Here is a 25,987-nt window from a genome sequence, read left to right on the forward strand (position 1 = left end):
CAGCCGCGGACCGAGAGGGAAAGCTGTAAGCATGTCAACCACTAGCACCGAATCACCCCGGGCTCAGATCGGCGTCACCGGCCTGGCTGTCATGGGTTCGAATATTGCCCGCAATTTCGCCCGCCACGGTCACACCGTTGCCCTGCACAACCGCAGCATCGCCAAGACCGATGCTTTGATCGCCGAGCATGGTTCCGAGGGCGATTTCGTGCGCACCGAGACCGTCGAAGAGTTCGTTGCCGCACTGCAGAAGCCGCGACGCGTCCTGATCATGGTCAAGGCCGGCGCGCCGACGGATGCTGTCATCGAAGAGCTCGCGAACGCCATGGAGCCCGGCGACATCATCATCGACGGCGGTAACTCGCTGTACACGGACACGATCCGCCGTGAAGCCGCGATCCGCGCCCGCGGTCTGCACTTCGTCGGCGCTGGTATCTCCGGCGGCGAAGAAGGCGCACTCAACGGTCCGTCGATCATGCCGGGCGGCCCGAAGGAGTCGTACGAGGCTCTCGGCCCGCTTCTCGAGTCGATCTCCGCTCACGTCGACAGCACACCGTGCTGCACGCACATCGGCCCCGACGGCAGCGGTCACTTCGTCAAAATGGTGCACAACGGCATCGAGTACGCCGACATGCAGCTCATCGGTGAGGCGTACAACCTCTTCCGTGACGCGCTGGGCTACGACGCCGGTCAGGTTGCCGACGTCTTCACCGAGTGGAACAAGGGCACGCTCGAGTCCTACCTGATCGAGATCACCGCCGAGGTGCTCCGTCAGGTCGACGCCGAGACCGGCAAGCCGTTGGTCGACGTCATCGTCGACGCTGCCGAGCAGAAGGGCACGGGCCGCTGGACGGTCAAGTCCGCTCTGGATCTGGGCGTGCCGGTCACCGGTATCGCCGAGGCCGTGTTTGCTCGCGCACTGTCCGGTAGCCGCAATCAGCGCGCCGCAGCCCAGGCGCAGGGATTGGCTTCGGGTTCGCTCGGCGACAAGCCGGCTGACGCCGAGCAGTTCGCCGCTGACATCCAGGCCGCGCTGTACGCGTCGAAGATCGTGGCGTACGCGCAGGGCTTCGACCAGATCGCTGCCGGTAGCGCCGAGTACGACTGGAACCTCAAGCCTGCCGACTTGGCAACGATCTGGCGCGGTGGCTGCATCATCCGTGCGCAGTTCCTCAACCGCATCAAGGACGCGTTCGACGCGGATCCGAGCCTGCCGAGCTTGATTCTGGCGCCGTACTTCCGCGAGGCCATCGAGGCGGGCATCGACAGTTGGCGCCGTGTGGTCGCCACGGCGACGATGCTCGGCATTCCGGTACCGGCGTTCGCGTCTTCGCTGTCGTACTACGACGGTCTGCGCGCAGAGCGTCTGCCGGCCGCCCTGACACAGGGTCAGCGCGACTTCTTCGGCGCTCACACCTACGAGCGCATCGACAAGCCCGGCAAGTTCCACACGCTGTGGAGCGGTGACCGCAGCGAAATCGAGGCCTGATTCACAGCGGGTATCGGTAGATGCGGTTATCTGCGTCTACCGATACCCGGTAGCCTGGACAAATGCAGGAATCGACGATCGACTCGCCCACCTCGACCGAAGGGCGTTCGTTCGTCGACCTCGGAATCCCCGCCGTGATGGTGCACGCGTTGCGCCGGAGCGGCATCGATGCCCCCTTCCCCATTCAGTCGGCCACCATCCCCGATGTCCTTGCCGGCCGGGATGTGCTCGGGCGCGGCGCGACGGGTTCCGGAAAGACTTTGGCCTTCGGGCTTCCGATGTTGGTGCGCCTCAAGGGTGGGGCGAGCAAGCGGAATCGTCCTCGCGGCTTGGTGCTCGCTCCCACCCGCGAACTGGCGATCCAGATTCACAAAGCACTCGACGACGCCGCCACCGAGATCGGTTTGCGGGTGGCCAACGCGGTCGGTGGTGTTCCCATCAAGCGCCAGGCCGACATCTTGACCAGGGGCGTCGATCTGCTCATCGCGACTCCCGGCCGTCTACTCGACCTGCTCGAGCAGCGGTCGGTAGTGCTCGACGACGTCGTGATCACGACTATCGACGAAGCCGACCACATGGCAGACATGGGCTTCATCGACGAGGTCGCGAAGATTCTCGACACGACGCCGAAAGATGGTCAGCGTCTTCTCTTTTCGGCAACCCTCGACGGCAAGGTCGACGATCTGGTCGCGGGTTACCTGCGCAATCCGGCGTCGCACTCGACTGCTCCCCCGGTTGCCACCGTCTCGACGATGGAGCATCACCTGCTCTTCGTCGACCGCGACGACAAGAGATCCGTTGTCGCACATATCGCTTCGCGCGCGGGGCGGACCATCATGTTCGTCAAGACCAAGCACGGCGTGGATCGGCTTGCGCAGCAGCTGCATTTGATCGGTGTCTCTGCCGGCGCTCTGCACGGCGGTAAGACACAGAACAACCGGACCAAGACCCTCGCGTCGTTCTCCGACGGAACAACCCCCGTCCTGGTCGCCACTGATGTCGCGGCCCGCGGAATCCATGTCGACGACGTGACCCTCGTTGTTCACGTCGATCCCCCGGCCGAGGCCAAGGACTACCTGCACCGCGCCGGCCGGACCGCTCGCGCCGGGGAATCGGGCGTCGTCGTCACCATCGTCACCGACGAAGAACGTGACGCGGTCGAGAAGCTGACCAAACAGGCAGGCATCAAGGTTCACGGTGTGCGGGTCCGCCCCGACGATCTGGAACTCACGCGTATCACCGGAGCAATGGAGCCGACGGGCATCCCGGTCGAGGCTCCCGATACGACCGTCGCCGTCAAGCACACCGCAAAGCGTGGACGCCAGGAACACGACACCGCAGGTCGGACGGCTGCCGGTGGCCGCATGAAAAAGGACGGCGACAAGCGAGCCGCCTCCTCGCGGCGCGTCACCGATCCCAAGAGTGTGAAGAAGATCCGGGCCGACGGCACCCCGGTCCCGACCCGTTCGGAACGTTTGGCCTCCAAGGGCCTGACGCCTCGGCGGGGTGCACCGGGCGCAGGAAAGCCGTCTGCCGGAAATCGGGCGGGCAAACGCGCACACTGAGGACATGGGTGATCTTCCACTGATCTCGGTTCTCTGCGCACTCGTCGCCGCACTGCTCTTCGCGTGCGCGTCCGTCGCTCAGCAGCGGGCAGCGTCGGCGGTTCCCGAGGGCGAGGCGCTGGTGGCGTCGCTGATTCGGAGCCCTCGGTGGTGGGCCGGATTGATCGGCGACGGCGGCGGTTACGTCATGCAGGCCGTTGCACTGTCATTGGGTTCGGTGTTGGTGGTGCAGCCGCTGATCGTGACCTCACTGCTGTTCGCGCTGCCACTCTCGGCCAAGTTCTCGGGTATTCGCATCACCCGTTCGGCGTGGTCACTGGCGATCATGCTCGCGATTTCGTTGGCGATCTTCCTCGTGGTCGGCGATCCCACCGAGGGTGACAGCAATGCTCCGTGGTCCGATTGGGCTGTGCCCCTGACGATCACGGTCGCAGGCGCCGTGGTCGCGACCATCGGCGGCTTGTCCAAACTCGACGGTGGTTGGCGCGCACTGCTTCTCGGCTCCGCGGCCGGCATCTTCTACGGCGTTGCGGTCGCCTTCACCAAGTACGTCACCGACCTACTCGGACACGGCGTCGTCGGGGTGATTTCGGCCTGGCAGACGTGGGCTCTGATCGCCTCGGGCGCGATCGGCGTCTACCTGCAACAACGTGCATTCCAAGTCGGGCCGCTGTCGGCGTCGCTGCCCGCTCTCACGATCGGCGAGCCGATTGCGGCCATCTTCCTGGGGATGACGGTTCTGGACGAACGCCTCCGCGTCGACGGCCCCGGAATTGCTCTTATCGGGTGCGCTGTCGCCGTCATGATCATGACCACGATCGCCCTCTCCCGCTCACAGGCACGCGATACCGAGGGCGCTGCGGCGGAATCGACGGTAAGCTCGTGAAACGTGCAGTTCCTCGAAGGGCAACGCCCCCCATACGACCTGACCTACGACGACGTTTTTCTCGTCCCTAACCGGACAGAGGTCACCTCCCGGTTCGACGTCGATCTCACTTCTTCCGACGGATCCGGAACCACCATTCCCGTCGTCGTCGCCAATATGACCGCAGTGGCCGGCCGCCGTATGGCCGAGACAGTTGCCCGCCGCGGCGGGCTGGTCATCATTCCGCAGGACGTCCCCACCGAAGCCGTCGCCGAGACCGTGGCATTCGTCAAGAGCCGCCACCTCGTCGCCGATACGCCGGTCACCTTGAGCCCCGACGACGCCGTGTCCGACGCGCTGGCGCTTCTGCCCAAGCGCGCTCACGGCGCCGTCGTGGTGGTCGAGGACGGTAAGCCGCTCGGTGTCGTCACCGAGGCCGCCTGTGCGGACGTCGACCGGTTCACGCGCCTACGTACCGTCGCGATCACCGACTTCGTCACCGCCCCGGTCACCGCTACACCTCGCGAGGTGTTCGAACTCCTCGAAGCCAAGCATGATCCGCTGGCGGTCATCGTCAACGAAGACGGCACTCTTGCCGGAGTCCTCACCCGTACCGGTGCGATTCGTGCGGGAATCTACGATCCCGCAGTCGACGATCGGGGCGCACTCCGGGTTGCTGCGGCGGTGGGTGTCAACGGTGACGTGGGCGCGAAGGCAAAGGCACTCGTCGACGCCGGTGCCGACGTGATCGTCGTCGACACGGCGCACGGTCACCAGCAGAGAATGATCGATGCGCTCACCACTCTCAAGGCCCTCGACCTCGGCGTCCCGTTGGTCGCAGGCAACGTGGTGTCGGCACAGGGCACCCGCGATCTGATCGCGGCCGGCGCGGACATCGTCAAGGTCGGAGTCGGGCCGGGCGCTATGTGCACGACGCGCATGATGACCGGCGTCGGACGCCCACAGTTCTCGGCCGTCGCGGAATGTGCCGCAGCGGCACGTGAGCTCGGCAAGCACGTCTGGGCCGACGGCGGAGTACGCCACCCCCGCGACGTCGCACTCGCCCTCGCAGCGGGCGCGTCGAACGTCATGATCGGCTCGTGGTTCGCCGGCACGTACGAGTCCCCCGGCGACCTCAAGGTCGATCAGGCGGGCAATGCGTACAAGGAGAGCTTCGGCATGGCGTCCAAGCGCGCCGTTGCCGCTCGCACAGCCACCGAAACGGCTTTTGATCGCGCCCGTAAGGGATTGTTCGAGGAAGGCATCTCCAGTTCGCGGATGCGCCTCGACCCCGAGCGCCCGGGTGTCGAGGACCTGATCGATCAGATCTGTTCCGGCGTGCGCAGTACCTGCACGTACGCGGGTGCGCGCTCCCTCGAAGAGTTGCACGAGAAGGCAGTTCTCGGTGTTCAGTCCGCTGCCGGATTCGCCGAAGGACGGCCGCTTCCGTCAGGTTGGTGAACAGGGTTCCGTGACAGTCGGCGGGTGCTCGGGTCCCTACTCCCGGGCACCCGCCGGTATCATTGGTTCCGTAAACAGAAAACAAAACTCGGTCGGGTGCCCTTCGGCGACCCGACCGAGCCCGCTACAGCCGAGAAATCCTCGGCTCTGACGAGAGGAACCCGGTGCCCGAGGCACCCACACACTTACCCGGCGCTACACCCGTCGTTTTATCCGAGGAATCGTCTGATTCCGCCGGTTCGGAGGGCTCCTCTAGCGAGCCGGGAGACAAACCCGGCGGCCCCCGTGCACAACTCAGGTGGCGATGACACATGGACATCGTTTTCACCATTCTCAGCCTCTTCGGCTTCATCGCGCTGACTGCAGGCACTGCCCTCTTCGTGGCGGCCGAATTCTCACTGACCGCGCTCGAGCGCAGTACCGTCGACGAAGCCGCTCGCGACGGCGACCGACGCTCGCGCCAGGTTCAACACGCGCACAAGACTCTCTCGTTCCAGCTCTCCGGTGCCCAACTCGGCATCACGATCACGACACTGATCACCGGTTACCTGGCCGAGCCCGTTCTGGCGCGGTTCATCACACCGGTTGCGAAGGCCGTCGGACTCAGCGAATCCGCTGCCTCGACAACGTCTTTGATCTTGGCGCTGGTACTCGCGACGTCGTTCTCGATGATCTTCGGCGAGCTCGTACCCAAGAACCTCGCAATCTCCAAGCCGATGCCCACCGCCCGCGCAACTGCGGGCCTGCAGGCCGGCTTCTCGCTGATCTTCAAGTGGGCAATCAACGGTCTCAACGGAACTGCCAACTGGATCGTGCGACGCCTGGGCATCGAACCCGCGGAGGAACTGCGCTCGGCGCGTTCACCGCAGGAACTCGGATCCCTCGTGCGGACGTCCGCGCAGCGCGGTTCCATCGACAAGGGCACGGCGATGCTCGTCGACCGTTCGCTGCAGTTCGGTGACCGCACGGCAGAAGAACTGATGACCCCGCGAGTGAAGATCGAATCGCTGGAACTCTCGGACACCGTCGCAGACCTGATCGTGACGGCGTCGCGGACCGGCTACTCGCGCTTCCCGGTCGTTCGCGGCGATCTGGACGACACGGTCGGCGTCGTACACATCAAGCACGCGTTCACGGTTCCCGCCGAGCGCAGGCGCACGACGCGAGTCGACAGTCTGGCTCAACGTGTTCCGGTCGTGCCGTCGAGCCTGGACGGTGACACCGTCATGGAGCGGATCCGCTCGGACGGCATGCAGGTCGCTCTGGTCGTCGACGAATACGGCGGAACTGCGGGCATCGTCACGATGGAAGACCTCATCGAGGAAATCGTCGGCGATGTGCGCGACGAACACGACGAGCCCGAGCTGGACGTGCAACGCGTCGGCGACGGATGGTCGTGCTCCGGTCTCCTGCGTATCGACGAGGTCACTTCGGCTACCGGATACACCGCGCCCGAAGGCGACTACGACACCCTCGGCGGATTGGTGCTCACCGAATTGGGGCGCATCCCCGAGGAAGGTGACGAAGTGGAGTTGCCCGACGTGGACTCGTCCGGGGATTCCCGCGGAAAGTGGATCGCCCGAGTGACCAGCATGGACGGCCGTCGCATCGACCGAGTAACCATCACACCGGTCCCGGCGGACGTCGAACCCGAATCCGCCGACCACGACAAGAAGGAGTCCGACGATGAATAACCTCTTCGGCGTTCTCCTGACCGTCGTGTTGCTCGCGAGCAACGCATTCTTTGTCGGCGCGGAATTCGCGCTGATCTCCGCTCGCCGTGACCGTCTCGAGGCACTGGTCGCGCAAGGTAAAAAGCGGGCACTCACAGTCATCAAGGCCGGTGAGAACCTCTCGCTCATGCTCGCGGCGGCTCAGTTGGGTATCACGATCTGCTCGATCCTCCTGGGTAAGGTCGCCGAACCTGCCATTGCGCACCTCCTCGAGGTGCCGATGGAAGCCGTCGGCCTGCCTGACGGGCTGCTGCACCCGATCTCGTTCGCGATCGCGCTCTCGCTCGTCGTCGTACTGCACATCCTGCTCGGCGAGATGGTTCCGAAGAACATCGCGTTGGCCGGCCCCGAGAAGACGGCCATGCTGCTCGTTCCCGTGCATCTGGCCTTCATCAAGATCGCCCGCCCGATCATCGCGTTCTACAACCTGTGCGCAAACGGCGTGCTGAAGCTCCTGCGCGTCGAACCGAAGGACGAACTCGACGTCACGGTCTCTGCCGTGGAGTTGTCCGCGATGATCGGTGAATCGCGATCCGAAGGTCTGATCGACGCCGAAGAACACCGGCGGTTGAAGCAGGCTCTCGAATCGACCGATCGCACGGTGTCCGAGGTTCTGATCACCCTCGACAAGGTTCGGACCATTCCCCTCACACCCTCGGGAACGACACTGGGTGAGATCGAGCGTGCGGTCATCGAGACCGGATACTCGCGTTACCCGGTGCGGGCGAGCGACGGATCCCTGGCTGGGTACGTGCACCTCAAGGACGTGCTCGACGAGGTTCTGGACGAAGCTGCCGGACCGGACACCGTCGTTCCGACGTCGGATATCCGCCCGCTGCCCATCGTTCCGCTCAGCACGCCGCTGGCCGAAGCGTTGGCCGGCCTTCGTCGGGCCAGCTCGCACCTCGGTGCAGTCACCGACGTGGACGGAGTGGTGATCGGTATCGTCGCGCTCGAGGATCTCCTCGAGGAGTACGTCGGCACTGTTCGCGACGGCACACACCGCGGCACGGATGCTGTTCCCGGACAACGAAACAGCTGATCGATGACACGTTCGGTGCACTCACTCGCACTCGCGCAGAGCGAGTGGACGGCTCGGCGGGCACTTCACCTCGAGGAGGTGGAGAAGCTCGTCGAGCCGCACCGAGCGCGTCGTAGCGCCGGTATCTCGCACCCGGTGCACGACTTCCTCTTCACGTACTACAACTTCAAGCCCGCTCAACTGCGGCGCTGGCACCCCGGCTACGGAGTCGCGCTCGAGAATGCCGGTGAGTACGCAGCCTTCTCCGGCTACCGTGTCGATTCGGGTACCGCGACGGTCGACGATTTAGTGCTCGAGCGGCGTCGTCACACTGTCGAATTCGTGTGGAATCTGTTGAACCAGACGTCTGCGCGCCCCGCTGTGCTCGGCTGCTTCGGCCTGCACGAATGGGCGATGGTCTATCGCGGCGGCGAGGATGCGATCCGGCACCAATCCGTGCCGTTGCGGCTCGGATTCGCGGGTACAGACGCGGTCGTCGAATCCTTGCCGCTCAAATGCACGCACTACGACGCGTTCCGGTTCTTCACGCCGGACGCGGCCCCCAAGAATTCGCTCCCCCTTGCCCGGGAGACTCAGGCGGACCACGAGCAGCCGGGCTGCCTGCACGCCGGGATGGACCTGTACAAGTGGTCTTTCAAATTGTTGCCGCTCGTCGATTCGGATCTGGTGATGCGGTGCTTCGAACACGCGCTCCTGGCCCGCGAACTCGACATGCGCGCGAGCCCCTACGACCTCGCCGAGTACGGGTACTCCCCTATTCGCATCGAAACCCCCGCCGGACGCGCCGAATACGTGCGCCAGCAACAGCACTTGGCGGATCGTGCTGCGCCGCTCCGCGATACGCTGGCAAAGAAGTGTCGGGAGCTTCTCGACCACTGAACTGCCCGAAAGGCGTCGTATGGATCACGGGTACGGGTTCTATCTCGACGAATACCAACGCGACGTCGGAGTGCATACCGAGGACCGGCGCGGGCACATCGAATGCCCGGACTCGGCGGGCTTTCTCGCGGCCCACTTGCCGGTGTTCGACCTCGCTGCGGGTTCGGTTGGGGCGTTCGCCTCTGCGATTGATCGAGCGGCCGGGCACTGGACGCTGAATCCCGAGCGTATCGCCGCGTCCTTCTCGAGCGATCGCCTGTTCCGCACCGGAGGCGAACCGATCAACGGGTTTTCCGAGTACTCGGGATTCTTCGCCGCCCGTGACGGTTGGGTCCGCACGCACGGCAACTATCCGCACCATCGCGACCGACTGCTCACCATTCTGGAACTCGAACCTGGGTCGCCCAAAGAAGCAGTGGCGCAACGTATATCCGAACTCTCTGCTATCGAGATCGAACAGCAAGCCGCCGAGATCGGTGCCATCGCGGTTCGCGTGCGTACCGAGACCGAGTGGCGCCTGAGTGAGCAGTGTGCAGCCGCGAGGTCTGCGCCTCTGGTATCCATCCGAGCACGCGAGATGGGGGAACCCCGCGCACTCCCCACGCGCCCACGTGTTCTCGACCTGACCCGCGTCATCGCCGGCCCGGTCGCGACCCGCGCCCTCGCGCTGGTCGGCGCCGAAGTTCTACGGATCGATCCCCCGGCGATCCCTGAAATCGGATGGCAGCATCTCGACAGTGGCCAGGGCAAGCGCTCGGCGCTTCTCGACTTGAAATCCTCGGAGGGTGCGACAGCGTTCCGCGAACTCCTCGAAACTGCCGACGTGCTGGTCACCGGATACCGGCCGGGTGCACTCGAAGCGCTCATCGGGCGAGATCTTCCCGCGCACCTGATTCACGGTCGTGTCAGCGCATGGGGTTGGGAAGGTCCGTGGGCGGATCGGCGCGGCTTCGACAGCATCGTGCAGGCCGCGTCCGGTATCTCGTTCCTCGAGGGTGGAGAGAAACCCGGCGCCCTTCCCGCACAGGCACTCGACCACGCAAGCGGGTACTTCCTTGCAGCAGGGATCCTCGACGCGTTGACCATGCGCTCGCACGACGGCCGTGGCCGCGCTGTCGACGTGTCGCTGGCAGGTACCTGCGCCCGTCTTCTGGACGCGCCTGGGCGGACCCTCCACCCCGGCCTGCCGACGGCCCCCGGCTTCGATGCTGTTGTCAACCACGGCGACGTGACCACCGCACGACCCGCGTTGGCAGAGTTCGAGGACTACCCTTCACCGGCACATTCGTGGGGATCGGATCGGGCGGAGTGGGCACACTGAGGGACCGGCACATTCAGGGCAAGATGGACCTGTGAAGTCACATACCTACACACTCGACCTTCAGTGGACGGGCGATCTGGGATCCGGAACGTCCAGCACACAGGCATATTCGCGCAATCACGCAATATCCGCGGTCGGGAAGCCGGAGCTTCTCGGCAGCTCCGATCCCTCGTTCCGCGGTGACGCGCAGCGGTGGAATCCCGAGGAACTGCTCGTTGCCTCGCTCGCCCAGTGCCACATGCTCTGGTACCTCGGCCTGGCAGCGGCCGCAGGGGTCGTCGTTCTCGACTACAGCGATCAGCCGGTCGGCAGCATGATCGAGGAATCCGATGGCGGCGGCCAGTTCATCGAAGTGACGTTGAATCCGACGGTGTTGGTCGCCGACGCGTCGATGGTCGAGACGGCCGAGGATCTTCACGGCCCGGCACACACGAAGTGCTTCATCGCTCGTTCGGTGAACTTCCCGGTCCTGCATTCCCCGACGATCCTGGTGGCCACCGATGAGTGATGTCCACAAGCTCATTGTCGACGTCGACACCGGTATCGACGACTCGCTGGCACTGCTCTATCTACTCGCCAGCGCCGAGGCCGAGATTCTGGGGATCGCGAGTACCGCCGGCAACGTTCCCGTGGAACAGGTCGCGGCCAACAACTTGAACTGGCTTGCGCTCTGCGGGGCCCCGGACATCGAGGTTGCACTCGGTGCCCGCGAGCCCCTGGTCATCCCGCTGCGCACCACCGAGGAGACCCACGGTCCACAGGGGATCGGGCATGCCGTGCTCCCCGACTCTGGTTGTGAGCTCTCGGTTCGTTCCGCCACCGACCTCTGGGTGGATCTGGTGCGTGAGTACCCCGGACAGCTCACAGGGCTGGTGACGGGACCGCTCACCAATCTGGCCCTGGCGATCAGACGCGAACCCGATCTTCCTTCTCTGCTGAAACGATTGGTCGTGATGGGTGGGTCGTTCAATTATCCGGGCAACACGACGCCGACCGCGGAATGGAACGTCTCGGTTGATCCGCACGCCGCCAAGGAAGTGTTCGACGCGTTCTCCGTAGTGCCCGCGCACCGACGTCCGATCATCTGCGGCCTCAACGTCACCGAATCCATCGAGATGTTCCCCGAACATGTGCGTCGGCTCGCCGAAGCTGCCGGGAGCACCCCGGAAGAGATCATCTCTCCTGACGACGGCCCCGACGTCCGCAGTTCCGCGTCCAACAGCGTGATCCGGCACATGTCCGACGCGATCCGGTTCTACATGGAGTTCCATCGCGAGTACGACCAGGGATTTCTTGCTCACATGCACGACCCGTTTGCTGCTGCTGTCGCGCTCGACCCGACCCTGGCGACTCTGAAACCGGCAACGGTCGACGTCGAAACCGAGAGCCCGCTGTTGATCGGTACCACTGTCGCGGACTGGGTCGGACATTGGAAACGCAAACCCAACGCGGACATCGCGGTCAGCACCGATCCGGCGGAATTCTTCGATCGACTTGTCCACCGAGTGGGAAATTACGCCCGCGCCGTGGGTTGACCGAGCGCGGCACCGGCTATGCTCGCATGGACAGAACACCAACGAACGAGAACCGAAGGACCCTGACGTGCAGATTTCCAGCCACGATGCCTCCCCGGCATTTGCGCTCGGATTGATGGCGTTCTGGCCCACTCGTCGTAGCGCATGCTTCGATCAGGCGTGTTGCTGAGCGGCGGTTTCTCGCTGCCTGCACCCCTGACTTTGTCGCTTCTTCGCTCGGAGTCTGTCTTCTCATGTTCAACCTTCTTTTGTTCACCCTTGTCGGCGTCGGCGCCCAGCTCGTCGACGGCGCCCTCGGTATGGCCTTCGGTGTCACCGCAACCACTCTGTTGATGATCGGTGGCCTCGGTCCGGCTCAGGCCAGCGCCGCTGTTCACCTGGCCGAGGTCGGCACCACCCTCGCTTCGGGTGTGTCGCATTGGAAGTTCAAGAACATCGACTGGAAGCTCGTCGCCAAGCTCGGTGTGCCCGGCGCAGTCGGTGCATTCATCGGCGCAACTGTGCTCTCGGGTCTGTCGACCGAAGCGGCAGTCCCCATCACGGCGACGATCCTGCTGGCCATCGGTATCTATGTGGCACTTCGCTTTTCGGTCCGCCCACCGGCCGTCGCGGATGCTCGTACCACTCCGCACACTGCACGTTTCCTGTCCCCACTCGGCCTGTTCGGTGGTTTCATCGACGCATCCGGCGGCGGCGGTTGGGGCCCCATCACCACCAGCACACTGCTCTCCCGCGGCAAGACCGCGCCGCGCACGGTGATCGGCTCGGTCAGCGCTTCGGAGTTTCTGGTCGCGTCAGCCGCGTCGCTGGGATTTCTTGTCGGATTGGGTCGTGAGTCGGCGGGAAACCTCCTCGTTGTTGCCGGTCTCGCTCTCGGCGGTGTGATCGCAGCACCGTTTGCGGCGTGGTTGGTCAGCCGCGTGCCCGCGACGTTGCTCGGAACGGCAGTGGGCGGCGTGATCGTGTTGACCAACGCGCAGAAGCTGTTCAAATCCTTCGACATCACCGGAGCGGTCACGGTGGCCGGATACCTCACCATCATCGCCGCCTGGGCAGCGTTGCTGTTCTACGCGTGGAAGCGGTCCACGCTCACCCCGGCCGAAGCAGAAGGCAACTTCACGGGAGTCGAACTCGCGGTCGAGACCGAACTCACCGAGCCTGCAGCCAAACGCGAACGATAACTCGTCACAGAAGAAATCCCGGGTATCCGCGCTGGATACCCGGGATTTCCTGCTTCCGTACTAGTTGCTTCCGTCGAACGCGTCGAGAATCCGCCCCGCAGCCAACGCCGCTGTCAGCGAACCGTCGCGCACGCTCTGCTCGACGTCAGCCCGGATCGCACGCACCCGCTCGTTGCTGGAGAGCCTGCGCAGCAACTGATCGTTGACCATCGTCCAGGTCCAGTCCACCTGCTGCTGTCGGCGCTTCTCCTCGAACTGCCCCGCTTCGGTGAGCACCTCACGGTGCTTGGTGACAGTTCCCCAGAACTCGTCCAGTCCGACACCTTCGAGGCCGCTCATCGTGATGACGGGCGGCTTCCAGATGGCGTCGTGCGGGTAGATCAGGCGCAACGCTCCGGCCAGTTCGCGGGCTGCGCCTTTCGCCTCGCGCTCGTGCTTGCCGTCGGCCTTGTTGACCGCGACCAGATCCGCGAGTTCGAGTACACCCTTCTTGATCCCCTGCAGCTGATCGCCCGTACGAGCGAGGGTCAAGAACGTGAAGCAGTCCACCATGTTCGCGACGGTGACCTCGGACTGGCCGACACCCACCGTCTCCACCAGGATGACGTCGAAACCGGCAGCTTCGAGAAGCACGATGGTCTCGCGGGTTGCCTTTGCAACACCACCGAGCGTGCCGGACGTCGGTGACGGCCGGATGTACGCATTCGGTTCGACGGTGAGCCGAGCCATGCGTGTCTTGTCGCCGAGAATCGAGCCGCCGGTGCGGGTGGACGACGGATCAACCGCCAACACCGCAACCCGATGTCCCTTGCCCAGCAAATACATTCCGAGCGCGTCGATGAAGGTCGACTTGCCGACGCCGGGAACGCCGGTGATGCCGATCCGGTGCGCTCCCCCGGCCTCGGGCAGCAACTTCAATAGAAGCTGCTGCGCAAGGGCCCGGTGGTCGTCGCGAGTGGACTCGACGAGGGTGATCGCCCGAGCGAGGCCGGCACGCTGATTTCCGCGCACCGCCTCGGCGAGGGAATCAACTGATGGCCTTGCCGCTGGCGACGGCGTGTCGATGGGCTGACGTGCCATCTTCAGTGACCCCCTTCTCAGCTGTTGTCGTGACCCAGTTGGGCGGAGAGCTTCTCCAACAATCCGCTGGCGGCGTCGGCGATGACGGTTCCGGGCGGGAAGATGGCAGCAGCGCCGGCTTCGTAGAGTTCGTCGAAGTCGCCGGGCGGGATGACTCCGCCGACCACGATCATGATGTCGGGACGACCGGCCGCAGCCAGAGCTTCCCGCAGCGCCGGCACCAAGGTGAGGTGACCGGCTGCCAACGACGACACACCGACTACGTGGACGTCGTTGTCGGCCGCCTGGTTGGCGACCTCTTCGGGGGTCTGGAACAGCGGTCCGACGTCGACGTCGAATCCGATGTCCGCAAATGCCGTGGAGATGACCTTCTGGCCACGGTCGTGACCGTCCTGGCCCATCTTCGCAACGAGGATGCGGGGACGACGTCCCTCGTCCTCGGCGAACTTCTCGACCAATTCCATCGCCTTGCTGATGTTGCTCACCGATCCTGCCTCGTCGCGGTACACACCACTGATGGTGCGGATCTCCGCCTGGTGGCGTCCGTACACCTTTTCGAGGGCGTCGGAAATCTCGCCGACGGTGGCCATGGCGCGGGCGGCGACAACAGCGAGGGCGAGGAGGTTGTTCTCCATGCCGCCTTCGGTGGACGCTGCTGCGCGAGTGAGGTCGGCGAGCGCAGCCTCGACGGCTACCGGATCACGTTCTGCGCGAAGACGAACCAACTTCTCGAGCTGTTCCTTACGCACCTTGGAGTTCTCGACCTTGAGAACTTCGATGGTGTCGACCTCGTCGGGAACGTATTTGTTGACGCCGACCAACGGCTGACGACCGGAGTCGATGCGTGCCTGGGTGCGGGCGGCAGCTTCCTCGATGCGCAGCTTCGGGATGCCCTCGTTGATGGCCTGAGCCATTCCGCCGGCTTCCTCGACCTCTTCGATGTGCTTACGTGCCCGGTTGGCGAGCTCGTTGGTGAGCCATTCGACGTAGTACGAGCCGCCCCACGGGTCGATCGGGCGAACGGTGCCGGACTCCTGCTGCAGCAGCAACTGGGTATTGCGGGCAATTCGCGCCGAGAAGTCCGTCGGCAGAGCGATGGCTTCGTCGAGAGCGTTGGTGTGCAGCGACTGGGTGTGTCCCTGCGTGGCTGCCATGGCTTCGACGCAGGTACGCGGAACGTTGTTGAAGACGTCCTGAGCGGTCAGCGACCAGCCCGAGGTCTGCGAGTGGGTACGCAGCGACAAGGACTTGGCGCTCTTGGGGTCGAACTTGGCAACCAGCTCGGCCCACAGGAGGCGTCCGGCGCGGAGCTTGGCGACCTCCATGAAGAAGTTCATGCCGATGGCCCAGAAGAAGGACAGGCGAGGCGCGAACTTGTCGATGTCCATACCGGCGTCGAGGCCGGCGCGGATGTACTCGACGCCGTCGGCGAGGGTGTATGCCAGTTCCAGATCGGCCGTCGCTCCGGCTTCCTGGATGTGGTAGCCCGAGATGGAGATGGAGTTGTACTTCGGCATTTCCGCGCTGGAGTACGCGAAAATGTCCGAGATGATCCGCATCGAGGGCTTGGGCGGATAGATGTAGGTGTTACGAACCATGAACTCTTTGAGGATGTCGTTCTGGATCGTTCCGGCCAGCTTGTCCGGAGTGACACCCTGCTCGCCTGCCGCTGCGACGTACAGCGCGAGGATCGGCAGCACGGCACCGTTCATCGTCATCGAAACCGACACCTGCGAGAGGTCGATCCCGTCGAAGAGCTGACGCATGTCGAGGATGGAATCGATTGCGACACCGGCCATTCCGACGTCGCCGGCCACACGCGGGTGGTCGGAGTCGTAGCCGCGGTGTGTAGCGAGGTCGAAGGCGACCGAGAGGCCCTTCTGACCGGCCGCAAGGTTACGTCGGTAGAACGCATTCGACTCGGCGGCAGTGGAGAAGCCGGCGTACTGACGAATGGTCCACGGCTGGTTCACGTACATGGTCGGGTACGGACCACGCAGGAACGGAGCAGCACCTGGGAAGCTGTCGAGCGGGTATCCGGATTCGGCAGCGGCCGTGCGGTCCGCACCGGTGTACACCGGCTTGACGTCGATGCCTTCCGGCGTGGACCAGACAACCTGCTCGGCGGCGTAGTTGTTGGCGTTGGCGCCCTCTTCGATGAGCGCCTGGGCCTGCTCGACCGACGGCGGTGTGGGTGCCGGAGACTGCGGGTCCTCGAGTGGGACCTCGGCGAAACTGCCGATCACGTGCTTGACCTCTCGTGTCGTCACTTGGAGCTTCCCGTCTCGATGAAGTCGAGCAGTTCGGTCAGAGCCGACACTGCGTCGATGCGGGCGGTGAGGAATCCGTCCGGGCGAGAATCGCCGGTCGCGTCGGCGACTGCCTTTTCCGGGCCGGCCAGCAGCACCTTGGTGATACCGGCGGCGCGAAGTTCGGCGACGGCCGCTGCGGCACTCTCGCCGTAACGCTTGTCCGTGCCGCACAGCACGGCGACGGTGGCGCCGGATGCCTTGACGGCTGCGGAAATGGCCTCGGCGCCTACCTCGAGCGGGCCGGGGTTGACTGCGTCGATACCACCCGAAGCGAGCAGGTTGGACGCAAACGTGGTGCGCACGTTGTGTTCTGCGACCGAGCCCAACGGCGCGAGAAGTGCCGTGGGGCGGGCGCCACCGGCGGCGAGGAACGCATCCGAACGGTCGCGAAGCGCTTCGAAAGCGGCTGCGTAGCGGGCGACGGCCTGGCCCGGCTCGACGGCTTCGGCGGACAGCGGTGTTTCACCGAGGTTCGGGAACTCGTTGACACCGGTGACAGTGGTCTTGCGGTGTGCGATGTCGGAGTCGCGCTTGGCCTTGGTGGCAGCGATGCGACCGGAGACGATTCCCGCTTCGAGTGCAGCAAGATATCCGCCGGCTGCTTCGATTTCCTGGAAGAACTCCCACGCGGTGGCGGCGATCTGCTGTGTCAGGTCTTCGACGTACCAGGATCCGGCCGAAGGATCGAGAACACGGCCCAGGTGCGACTCTTCGAGCAGGAGCAGCTGTGTGTTTCGGGCGATGCGTGAGGAGAACGACTTGCTGACGCCGAGGGTGCCGTCGGCAAGCGCGACGTCGAACGGGAGAACCGTCACTGCGTCTGCTCCACCGACACCGGCGCCGAACGCGGCGAGGGTGGTGCGCAGCATGTTCACCCAGGGATCACGCTGAGCCATCATCGCGGCGGAGGTGACCGCATGCTGGGGTGCTCCACCGAAATCGGAAGCTCCGCAGACCTGGGCGATGCGTGCCCACACGAGACGTGCGGCACGGAACTTCGCGATGGTCTGGAACTGATCGTCGGTTGCCGAGTAGCGGAAAGCCAACTGCGACAACGCAGCACCGATGGTCAGGCCGCTCTCGGCGGTGAGTGCGCGGAGGTATTCGAGGCCTGCGGCAATCGCGGCTCCGAGTTCTTCGGCATCCCCGGCACCGGCGTTGTGGAACGCCGTGCCGTCGACGGTGATCGCGTGCACGGTTTCCGCGCGAGCTGCAGCGAGGGCGGCCAACTCGACGGCGTCGGCAAGTTCGACGTCGGCTGAGCCGGAAAACGAACTGGTCAGCGGAGCAGCACCGAGGTGGATGCGGATACCGGCGCGATCGCTGACGCCGTCACCGGCTTCGGCACGCGCGTCGAGGAGTGAGAAGAGTGCGCGGACGCCATCGCCGGCCTCCGCGCCTGCGTCGAGCGTCAGCGGCGCGAGATCGAGAAGCACGCCCTCGAGCGCAGCGGCGAGGTCGGTGACCGGAACGCCGTCCCCGCCCACCTTCAACCAGAGTGCGCTGACGCCGTTTTCGAGGGCGTCCAGGACGCTGCGATTCGTCTCGGCTGCGGAGGAGGTTCCGAATGCAGCGGAGACCAACCAGCCTGCATTGACGTCACGGTGAGCATCGACACCCCGCACGTACGGGAACGTGCCCGGCAGGGTCTGCTCGGGGCGTTCGTCGCGGGGGCTGTAAAGCGGTGCGACAGTGACTCCGTCGTAGGTGACGGTTTCAAGCAGTTTCTGAGGCTCGGGGCCCAGTTCTGCCGCATCGACTCTGCGGGACTTGGCGAGCACACCGGCTACGGAGCGCTGCCACTCCGCGTATGCCTGCTCGACAGCCTCGGCTTCTGAAGCTAATGACACTGTGTCCGCTCCCTCTCATTTTTAGCGTGAGCGCTTTACCGATAATCGGAATTGTTCGTTAGTTCTGTGATGCTAACCCGCGTCTGAGCTCAGATATCGTGAGGATCACGTCAGGTTCTTCACAGTGCCGTTCACGACGCGGTTCACGACCACTTCCCGACCGGTCCGCCGGCGTGCGTGTTCAGTGATTCGGACACCTGCAACTGGTCCTTACCTAGCGATTGTTCAGCATGTATGTGAGTTACTCGCGAGTTCGTTTCACTGGCCGGGACTGCAGGTGTGGACCACCTGGAAAGCGTAGTGGTTTTCGTCACAGCTCAGCTTTCATTGTCGCCTGGAGCACGTGAATTACCAGCATTCGGGATGGTCTTCGGCACACCGTTCCCAGCGCGCGAGCGTCTCGGTTCACCGTTCACAGGTAGCCTTGTGACCTGTGATGGGACGCCTGCTGGACCGAAGATTGATCGCAATAGTCCTGGTAGTGCTCGCTTTGTTCCTCGCAGCCCTCCTCGCTCCACATCCCACGGTGTCTCAGGTGCGCGAGTGGGCGGACTCGGTTGGCCCGGCGTTTCCCCTCGTGTTCTTCCTGGTTCACTCGATAGTCACCGTCGCGCCGTTCCCGCGCACCGTCTTCACCCTCAGCGCGGGCGTTCTCTTCGGTTCGGTGACCGGCATCGCCCTGACCGTGGCGGCGACGACGGTGAGCGCTGTTCTGGCCCTCTACCTGGTGCGCGCCATCGGCCGCGACGTCGTCTGGCAACGGATTTCGAGTCCGACGATCCGGCGGGTGGACGAGCGGATCGAGAAGCGGGGCTGGCTGGCCGTCGGCTCTCTACGCTTGATCGCGTTCGTCCCCTTCTCGGTGGTGAACTACTGCTGCGGCATTTCGTCGATCCGGATCGTGCCTTACGTCCTTGCCACCGTTGTCGGCATTTTGCCCGGCACCGTGGGGATCGTCGTTCTGGGTGATGCTCTCTCCGGCGAAGCCGATCCTCGTCTCCTGATCCTGTCGGGGGTCTGCATCGCAATCGGCATCGCCGGTCTGGTGTTCGACGCTCGCCGCCAGCCCCCGCTGGGCGAAACTACCGCCGACAATGGTCAACCCGACGACACTGGTCAACCCCACGACGTTGGTCAACCCCAAGAGATTGATTTAATGAAGTCAACCCAAAACGATTGACTAATGAAAGTCAACTATTTAGCATTGACTAATGTTCGTACTGACAGTGGATCAGCGAGGTAGCCGACGGGATGTCGATCGCGTCGGGGACATCATCGACGACATGGCCGATCTCAGGTTCCTGCGGCCGTTCGAGCGCACTGCAGGCGACGAGATTCAAGCGGTGACCGACGATCCGGCGCTGCTCGTCCTCGTCGCACTGGAGCTGATTCGGCGCGAGCACTGGAGTGTCGGGATCGGGATCGGCCCAGTCGAGCAGCCTCTCCCACGGCAGACCCGAGCCGGACGCGGACCGGCGTTCGAAGCTGCCCGGATCGCCGTCGAGCGAGCCAAGCGAGCCCCGGCCAGAATTGCCGTCGAACAAGCGCCGGCGGATAGCTCACGCGACGAACTCGCCGCAGATGTCGATGCCGCGTTCACCTTGCTCGGAACGATCGTCACGAGACAGACGAAGGACGGACGCGAAGCCATCGCTCTGATGGACAGCGGACTCACTCAGGTCAGCGCGGCGGCCCAGCTCGGAATCACCAAGCAGGCCATGTCGAAGAGACTCTTGACAGCCGGGTGGCACGCAGAACTCGCCGGGCGCCGCCTCGCAGAACGACTTTTGGTCAGACTCCAGCCCTAGACTGCTCACGCTCGCACCGGTACAAACTCGTCGACACAGCAGGGGGCTCGAATTCATGGTCGTTCTGGCGTTGATCGCGCTCGCCATCGCCGCCGCGGCACCAGCAGTTGCAGCGGCACTGGGACCGCTCAGTCGTGGTCGACTGGAAGTCCCCGAATGGGCGTCGTCCGTGGTGGCTCTTCCGGCGCTGGGTGTTGCCGCGCTGGCATCGACCCGAACGACCCCGGTCACCGGTTTCGCTCTTGGCGCGACGCTTGTCCTGTGCGTACTTGCCGCCGCCACGGCCGGTGCACCGTTGGTACTTGCCACCTTCAAGATCGCTCGTCGCCAACCAGACGGAAGCCCGGCACCGGACGCCGGACCTCTTCGGGGCGGACGTGTGATCGGCATCCTCGAGCGACTCGCGGTGGCGGCGTCGATTCTCGCTACCTGGCCGGAAGGCATCGCGATCGTCTTGGCAGTCAAGGGACTCGCACGGTACCCGGAACTTCGCGAACCGCACGCGTCCGAGCAGTTCATCATGGGAACCTTCGTCAGCGTCCTCTGGGCGATCGCTGTATGTGGAACGGGACGGGCACTCATCACATAGGTGATGAGTGCCCGTCCCGACGACTACGAGTTACTACTACGAGAGGTGACTACTGGCGCTGGCCGCCTTCCGGCGGCTGACCCTGGTACGGGTACTTCTGCTGGAATTCTTCACGCTCGGACGGCAGCGGTAGCTGACCGGGCCACGGGTTTTCACCCTGCTGCGGTAGCGCGGGATCGGTGAATCCAGGCTGCTCGGGCGCACTTTCACGGCGGTGCCTGACTGCAGCTGCCGGATCTTCGACGGGTGTGCGCGCAGCAACTTCAGCGGCGCGCACCGCTTCTGCGATGGCCGGGTCGGATTTTGTCTCGAACCACTCTGCCACCTCAGCTGAATCGTCCTCAGGGTTGGGAAGATTCTCTTCGGCGGCCGGCGGCTCGTAACGGAAAACACCGTCCTGTCCCTGCGCGCCAAGCGTTTTCGCAAATCCCTTCAGTGCATCACCGAAGTCGCTGGGTACGAGCCAGACCTTGTTTGCATCGCCCTGCGCCATCTGCGGCAACGTCTGAAGGTACTGGTATGCAAGCAATTCCGGAGTCGGCTTACCGGACTTGATGGCGGCGAAGACCTTCTCGATGGCCTTGGCCTCGCCTTGGGCCTGCAGGTACTTGGCCGCGCGGTCACCTTGAGCGCGAAGGATCTGAGACTGTCGCTCGCCCTCGGCGTTCAGGATCGACGCCTGCTTGTTGCCCTCGGCAGAAAGAATCTGACTCTGCTTTGCACCCTCGGCGGTCTTGATGGCGGACTCACGGTGACCTTCAGCCGTCAGAATCATGGCGCGCTTTTCACGGTCCGCCTTCATCTGCTTCTCCATCGACTCCTGGATCGAGGGCGGCGGATCGATGCTCTTGAGCTCGACGCGGGCCACTCGCAGGCCCCAGCGACCGGTTGCCTCGTCGAGGACACCGCGAAGCTGACCGTTGATGGAATCACGCGAGGTCAGCGTCTCTTCGAGGGTCATTCCGCCGACGACGTTTCGCAGCGTCGTGGTTGCCAACTGCTCGACGGCAGCGATGTAGTTGCTGATCTCGTACACCGCAGCTTGGGGATTGGTGACCTGGAAGTACACCACGGTGTCGATGGACAGTGTCAGGTTGTCCTGGGTGATCACCGGTTGCGGCGGGAAGGAGACGACGCGCTCGCGAAGATCCACCTTGGCGCGCACGCGATCGGCGAACGGGATCAAGAACGTCAGCTGACCGGACACCGTCTTCGAATATCTGCCGAGCCGTTCGATGACCGCGGCTTCTGCCTGCGGTACCAGTGCCACCGACTTCGCGACCACCAAGATCACGAATAACACCAACACACCGAGCACTATGAGTGCTGCCATTAAGGTCCCCTCCAGACGACTGCTGTTGCGCCGTTGATTTCCATCACCGTCACCTTGGTGCCCGGCGGGTACACCTCGGTGGTGTCGTACGGCCTGGCAGTCCACACCTCGCCGTCCAACTTGACCTGCCCGGAATGCTCGCCTACTTCTTCCAGAACCAGAGCGTGCTTACCTTCGAGTGCTTGAATTCCGGTCGGGGTCGGCGGCGGACTACCGAAGCGACGCAACATGATCGGTCGCACGCCCAGGACCAGAGCGGCGGAGAAAACTCCGAACATGACGGCGTCGACCCACACCGGGAAGTCGGTGACAGCACTGACACCGGCAGTAGCGAGTGCCCCACCGGCGAGCATCAGCAGGAAGAAATCCCCCACCAACGCCTCGGCCCCGGCGAGCACAAGTGCTCCGATCAGCCAAATTAGTGCAGCCACAACACCATCTAACCAGAATGTGTGACCCAGGCCGCCGCTACGTCAGTTCGGCTCGGTAACGAAATCGACAAGTTGTTCGACGGCGCCGATCAACGGAGCTTCCAGATCGCGGAAGCTCTCCACCGAGTTGTAGACCCGCCGCCAGCCCTCCTGAGGGGTCCCCCAACCGAGTTCGCGGCAGATTCCCGTCTTCCAATCCTCGCCGCGCGGGATCTTCGGCCAGGCTGCGATACCGACGGATGTGGGGCGCACTGCCTCCCAGACGTCGATGTACGGATGACCGGTCACCAGCACGTTGGGGCCGAGGCCCTGAGTCAGTTGGGTCTCCTTGGAACCGGTGACCAGGTGGTCGACCAGGACCCCGACGCGGCGGCCGGGGCCTGGACCGAATTCGGCAAGACGCTCCCCCAGATTGTCGAGTCCTTCGAGATGTTCGACGACAACACCTTCGACGCGAAGGTCGTGACCCCATACCCGCTCGACGAGGGCGGCGTCGTGCACGCCCTCCACCCAGATCCGGCTGGGCAGTGCCGTGCGGGCACGCAAGCCTTCGACTCGCGTCGAACCCGAAGCCGACCGTGCGGGCTTGGTGGACGCGGCCTTGGGCGCAGGCCGGACGAGGGTGACCGGTGAGCCGTCGACGAGGAAAGCCGCCTCGCGCATCGCGAACAACCGCGTCCGGGAACGCCCGTCCTCGAGGCGCACGAAATCGCCGTCGTACGTGCGCTCGAAACCGACTACCGCCCCGCAGAATCCCGTCGCCGCATCCTCGACGACTAGATCACGTTCGGCCGCCACTTCGGGCGTCACGCGCTTCTGTTTACGGGTATGACCCGCAAAAATGTCACCGTATCCGTTGCCACCGCTCACGCCGGATCACGCTAGGTCACAACGCCGGGGCCGCGCATCTCGCCACGCCGAACTAAACTTCACGGTCATGAGTTCTCCCAGCGCAACCCTCACCGTGTGGGCAGCGTCATGGCTCGCCGGCGACGCTGCGCCGGACGACGTCATCGACGCCCTTGCCGCGTGGGCACCGATGCACCTGATCGGGGCCGCCGATGCGGAAACCGCAGTCCGCCACGATCTCGAGTGGCCGGGTCTCACGGCATCCGGTATCTCCACGCTGCTGAGAATCGCGCGCTCGGAGGCTGCCGAAGTCCGCCTGGTCCTTCCCACGGCCGGCGACGTGCGAGGCCTGCCTACCGGAACCGAGTTCGCTCGCGCTGCGATCACAGCGGGTGAGGGGATACAAATCGGCGCCGTCGGCAAACCTGGAGTCGGCCTCGTGCCGTCGAAGGAAGGCCCGGACGTCTTGCGGTGGACGGTCTTCTCCATCCCGACTGTGGCGGGCAGCGCCGAAACGATCGGGCTCCGTGAAGCCGAATACGAACTGCGTCAAGCTGTTCGGGATGCAGCGGAGATCCTCGGCGGGCTTCCGACTGTTGCCACGGGTATGCCCGGAAGCGACGCGCGCACCCTGGTCGCCGAAGCACTGCAGGCGCAGGCCGGGTATCGCTGGCCGTCGACGCTGTCACCGCGGCATCTGCAGGTGATCGACACCGCCGACAACGTGGCAGCAATTCTTGCCGTCGCCGCGTCGGCCGGGACCAACCAGGCACCGAGCGTGTCCACCGCGCAGACGCGTGAAGACCTGCTGCGACGACTGTGGGACGTCGTCCGCATCGCCCGTGTTGCGTCGGCCAACAGTGTGTCGATCAGAGCTTGAGCACGAAGTTCCGGCGTTTCTCGGCAAACCCGTTGCGGTCACCGAACATGTCGATCTTCATCTCCTCGAGTTCACGTTCCTCGTAGGGCTGCACCGGATCGCGTTCCAGCCGAAGACGTTTGCGCTCCAGCATCGATTCCAGGCGATCTCCTTCGAGTAAGTCGACGGCGACCTTGTCCAGCCACGCCTCGAACAGATCCGGCCGCCTGGGGCCGATCGCGTCGACCAGTCCGATGTCCAATGCGCGACGAATACCGATAGGACTGCATTCGGTCAGCAGGCTGCGTGCCTGCTCCTCGCCGACCCGGGTCGGAAGTGTGTACGTGTGCAGTTCCGAGCCGAACAGGCCCATCGTGGCGTAGTGAGGATTGAGAACCACACCGTCCCTGGCCACGACTACGTCGGCCCCGAGCGGGAGCATGACCCCACCGGCACCGGCGTTGCCGGTGAAAGCCGCCACCACTACCTGCTCCGTACAGGTGACTATCGCTTTCGCGATCTCGTTGATGGCCTTGATATTGGCCCACGCTTCTCCGGCTTGATCCGACGCCGCCTCGATGACGTTGAGGTGGATACCGTTGCTGAATCTGTCGTAGTCGCCCGTCAGGACAAGGATCTTGGTGTCCTGCGCGATCGCCCAGCGCAGCCTGGCCGCCAGGCGTGCGCATTGCTTGGTACTCATCGCGCCGTTGTAGAAGCGGAACGAGAGATGTCCGATATCGCCGTCCCGGTGATAGTCGGTCTCGGGATAGCGACTCTCCCAGACCTGTGGAACGAACACGTCCGGCCGCACGACAGCGGTCGACGGAAGTTTGACATTGCCCGCGCCGACGAGCCGCGCATGCCCGATCCACACCGAACCGGCACCGGTAGCAACACGTATTGCCTGGTGGAAGTACTCGACGATGGTGCCAGGTGCCGCATCGACGTGGGCGTCGAGGAAAGCGTCGTAGACGTAGACCCGGTCGAGCCCGAGTTGAACGGCGACGCCGGGAAACCCGTCGGCGGCGTTGACGGCGCGGACGATGCTCGATGCGTCCTCCGCCCAACTGAACACGCGATCGGACTGTTTCATGCTCGGCCTCGATCGGGCCGATGCCACGGGCCTGGCAACGCGCTCGGACGGGATCGGCTGGAAATCAGGAGTACGGAAATGCTCGACGACCACCGCTATGCACTCCATCGCCGCGTCGGTGACTGCCCCGTTGTACACCGAGGATTTGGTTGCCGCGCTCGGAAGTTCGAAGGTCCGCCACGCCCACACCGCTCCTGCATCGAGTTCCTCGGCGGCCTGCAATGCGGTGACTCCCCAGATCGGTTCGTCGTCTGCAATTGCCCAGTCCAGCGACGACGGTCCGCGATCTCCGGGTGGGCCGGGGTGAATGATGATCGTCGTCCACCGCTGCCAAATGGATTCCGGTACATAGGCTTTCAGGAATGGGCAGATGACGATATCGAAATCCCCCGCCGCCGTTGCGGTCAGCGCCGCTTCTGCGTCGGCTACGACGGAGGTGCGGACCTGGTGTCCTGCCTCCCGAAGAACCAGGGCGGCCCGCTGGGAAAGACCGTTATCGGAGGTGACGAGGAGAAGCACGCTCAACGGCGGCGCGGAAGCGACGTGTGGGCGCGAGCGCCGGAACAGCGCCGCGGTGGCCGCCCGCAAGCGACCCTTGGCCGATCCACCTTCGCGTAGCTTCACCGTAGCTCCCACACCCGCAGTGGCCACAGAAGTCGCGAGGGCAGCGGATGTGGGCAGCGGTGTGACTTCGGGGGTTGAAACCATG

At 64.4% G+C, this 25,987-nt stretch carries 22 protein-coding genes; 15 read left to right on the top strand and 7 right to left on the bottom strand.

Annotation, left to right across the window (positions count from 1 at the left end; all coding sequences use genetic code 11):
- Nucleotides 1–31: 31 nt before the first annotated feature.
- The 11 genes from gndA to ACFQ6Y_RS06030 all read left to right on the top strand — a co-directional run bounded on the left by gndA (nt 32) and on the right by ACFQ6Y_RS06030 (nt 13,071).
- Nucleotides 32–1,489: an NADP-dependent phosphogluconate dehydrogenase gene (gene gndA, locus ACFQ6Y_RS05980; RefSeq protein WP_378630151.1), complete on the top strand. Its 1,458-nt coding sequence runs from the start codon at nt 32–34 to the stop codon at nt 1,487–1,489.
- 62 nt (nt 1,490–1,551) lie between these two features.
- Nucleotides 1,552–3,054, top strand: coding sequence for a DEAD/DEAH box helicase (locus ACFQ6Y_RS05985; RefSeq protein WP_378630155.1), 1,503 nt, complete (start codon nt 1,552–1,554; stop codon nt 3,052–3,054).
- A gap of 4 nt (nt 3,055–3,058) precedes the next feature.
- Nucleotides 3,059–3,940, top strand: coding sequence for a DMT family transporter (locus tag ACFQ6Y_RS05990; RefSeq protein ID WP_378630158.1), 882 nt, complete (start codon nt 3,059–3,061; stop codon nt 3,938–3,940).
- Nucleotides 3,941–3,943: 3 nt separating this feature from the next.
- Nucleotides 3,944–5,380: a GuaB1 family IMP dehydrogenase-related protein gene (locus tag ACFQ6Y_RS05995; RefSeq protein WP_378630162.1), complete on the top strand. Its 1,437-nt coding sequence runs from the start codon at nt 3,944–3,946 to the stop codon at nt 5,378–5,380.
- Between the two features lie 311 nt (nt 5,381–5,691).
- Complete coding sequence (locus tag ACFQ6Y_RS06000; RefSeq protein WP_378445995.1) at nt 5,692–7,074, top strand: hemolysin family protein; 1,383 nt, start codon at nt 5,692–5,694, stop codon at nt 7,072–7,074.
- Complete coding sequence (locus ACFQ6Y_RS06005) at nt 7,067–8,155, top strand: hemolysin family protein (protein WP_378630164.1); 1,089 nt, start codon at nt 7,067–7,069, stop codon at nt 8,153–8,155. Before ACFQ6Y_RS06000 ends, ACFQ6Y_RS06005 begins: the two co-directional genes overlap by 8 nt.
- Nucleotides 8,156–8,158: 3 nt before the next feature.
- The gene (locus ACFQ6Y_RS06010) at nt 8,159–9,034 is read left to right on the top strand and encodes a 3-methyladenine DNA glycosylase (RefSeq protein WP_378630168.1); all 876 of its coding nucleotides are present in this window, start codon (nt 8,159–8,161) and stop codon (nt 9,032–9,034) included.
- Between the two features lie 19 nt (nt 9,035–9,053).
- Nucleotides 9,054–10,355 (top strand): CoA transferase, encoded by a 1,302-nt coding sequence (locus tag ACFQ6Y_RS06015; RefSeq protein WP_378630173.1) that lies wholly within the window; start codon nt 9,054–9,056, stop codon nt 10,353–10,355.
- Between the two features lie 31 nt (nt 10,356–10,386).
- Nucleotides 10,387–10,863: an OsmC family protein gene (locus tag ACFQ6Y_RS06020; protein ID WP_230815609.1), complete on the top strand. Its 477-nt coding sequence runs from the start codon at nt 10,387–10,389 to the stop codon at nt 10,861–10,863.
- Nucleotides 10,856–11,890: a nucleoside hydrolase gene (locus tag ACFQ6Y_RS06025; protein ID WP_378630177.1), complete on the top strand. Its 1,035-nt coding sequence runs from the start codon at nt 10,856–10,858 to the stop codon at nt 11,888–11,890. The genes ACFQ6Y_RS06020 and ACFQ6Y_RS06025 overlap by 8 nt, the downstream gene beginning before the upstream one ends.
- A 233-nt stretch (nt 11,891–12,123) precedes the next feature.
- Nucleotides 12,124–13,071 (top strand): sulfite exporter TauE/SafE family protein, encoded by a 948-nt coding sequence (locus ACFQ6Y_RS06030; RefSeq protein ID WP_378630180.1) that lies wholly within the window; start codon nt 12,124–12,126, stop codon nt 13,069–13,071.
- Nucleotides 13,072–13,131: 60 nt separating this feature from the next.
- Here ACFQ6Y_RS06030 and meaB read toward each other — a convergent pair whose 3' ends face one another.
- From meaB to mutA, 3 genes are read right to left on the bottom strand one after another with little or no spacing between them, the layout of a single operon-like run.
- A complete protein-coding gene (gene meaB, locus ACFQ6Y_RS06035; RefSeq protein ID WP_378630183.1) occupies nt 13,132–14,151 on the bottom strand; it encodes a methylmalonyl Co-A mutase-associated GTPase MeaB in 1,020 nt (339 codons plus the stop codon).
- A 17-nt stretch (nt 14,152–14,168) separates the two neighbouring features.
- Entirely contained in the window at nt 14,169–16,421 is a 2,253-nt protein-coding gene (scpA, locus tag ACFQ6Y_RS06040; RefSeq protein WP_378544227.1) for a methylmalonyl-CoA mutase, read from the bottom strand.
- Nucleotides 16,418–18,313 carry a methylmalonyl-CoA mutase small subunit gene (gene mutA / locus ACFQ6Y_RS06045; protein WP_378630185.1) on the bottom strand — a complete coding sequence of 632 codons (1,896 nt, stop codon included), beginning with the start codon at nt 18,311–18,313 and terminating at the stop codon, nt 16,418–16,420. Before mutA ends, scpA begins: the two co-directional genes overlap by 4 nt.
- 436 nt (nt 18,314–18,749) lie before the next feature.
- Between mutA and ACFQ6Y_RS06050 the strand changes: the two genes are divergently transcribed.
- The 3 genes from ACFQ6Y_RS06050 to ACFQ6Y_RS06060 are packed head-to-tail and all read left to right on the top strand — an operon-like array spanning nt 18,750 to nt 20,710.
- Entirely contained in the window at nt 18,750–19,493 is a 744-nt protein-coding gene (locus tag ACFQ6Y_RS06050) for a TVP38/TMEM64 family protein (RefSeq protein WP_378544612.1), read from the top strand.
- Nucleotides 19,494–19,524: 31 nt separating this feature from the next.
- Nucleotides 19,525–20,121 carry a hypothetical protein gene (locus ACFQ6Y_RS06055; protein WP_378630188.1) on the top strand — a complete coding sequence of 199 codons (597 nt, stop codon included), beginning with the start codon at nt 19,525–19,527 and terminating at the stop codon, nt 20,119–20,121.
- A gap of 55 nt (nt 20,122–20,176) precedes the next feature.
- Complete coding sequence (locus ACFQ6Y_RS06060; protein WP_378630191.1) at nt 20,177–20,710, top strand: hypothetical protein; 534 nt, start codon at nt 20,177–20,179, stop codon at nt 20,708–20,710.
- Nucleotides 20,711–20,759: 49 nt separating this feature from the next.
- On the opposite strand, the gene ACFQ6Y_RS06065 is transcribed toward ACFQ6Y_RS06060, so the two are convergent.
- From ACFQ6Y_RS06065 to ACFQ6Y_RS06075, 3 genes are read right to left on the bottom strand one after another with little or no spacing between them, the layout of a single operon-like run.
- The gene (locus ACFQ6Y_RS06065) at nt 20,760–22,043 is read right to left on the bottom strand and encodes an SPFH domain-containing protein (RefSeq protein WP_378445985.1); all 1,284 of its coding nucleotides are present in this window, start codon (nt 22,041–22,043) and stop codon (nt 20,760–20,762) included.
- Nucleotides 22,043–22,474 (bottom strand): NfeD family protein, encoded by a 432-nt coding sequence (locus tag ACFQ6Y_RS06070; RefSeq protein WP_003944877.1) that lies wholly within the window; start codon nt 22,472–22,474, stop codon nt 22,043–22,045. Before ACFQ6Y_RS06070 ends, ACFQ6Y_RS06065 begins: the two co-directional genes overlap by 1 nt.
- A 42-nt stretch (nt 22,475–22,516) precedes the next feature.
- The gene (locus ACFQ6Y_RS06075; protein WP_378533067.1) at nt 22,517–23,344 is read right to left on the bottom strand and encodes a DUF3097 domain-containing protein; all 828 of its coding nucleotides are present in this window, start codon (nt 23,342–23,344) and stop codon (nt 22,517–22,519) included.
- A gap of 67 nt (nt 23,345–23,411) precedes the next feature.
- Here ACFQ6Y_RS06075 and ACFQ6Y_RS06080 point away from each other — a divergent pair, with 67 nt between their 5' ends.
- Nucleotides 23,412–24,203, top strand: a complete 792-nt coding sequence (locus ACFQ6Y_RS06080; protein WP_378630195.1) for a hypothetical protein — start codon at nt 23,412–23,414, stop codon at nt 24,201–24,203.
- Here the strand turns inward: ACFQ6Y_RS06080 and ACFQ6Y_RS06085 are convergent.
- Nucleotides 24,193–25,986 (bottom strand): enoyl-CoA hydratase-related protein, encoded by a 1,794-nt coding sequence (locus tag ACFQ6Y_RS06085; protein WP_378630198.1) that lies wholly within the window; start codon nt 25,984–25,986, stop codon nt 24,193–24,195. The two genes, ACFQ6Y_RS06080 and ACFQ6Y_RS06085, sit on opposite strands and share 11 nt — an antisense overlap.
- Nucleotide 25,987 lies beyond the last annotated feature (1 nt).

Origin of the sequence: Rhodococcus sp. NPDC056516, assembly GCF_042794655.1 — a bacterium.
GTDB lineage: Bacteria > Actinomycetota > Actinomycetes > Mycobacteriales > Mycobacteriaceae > Rhodococcus_F.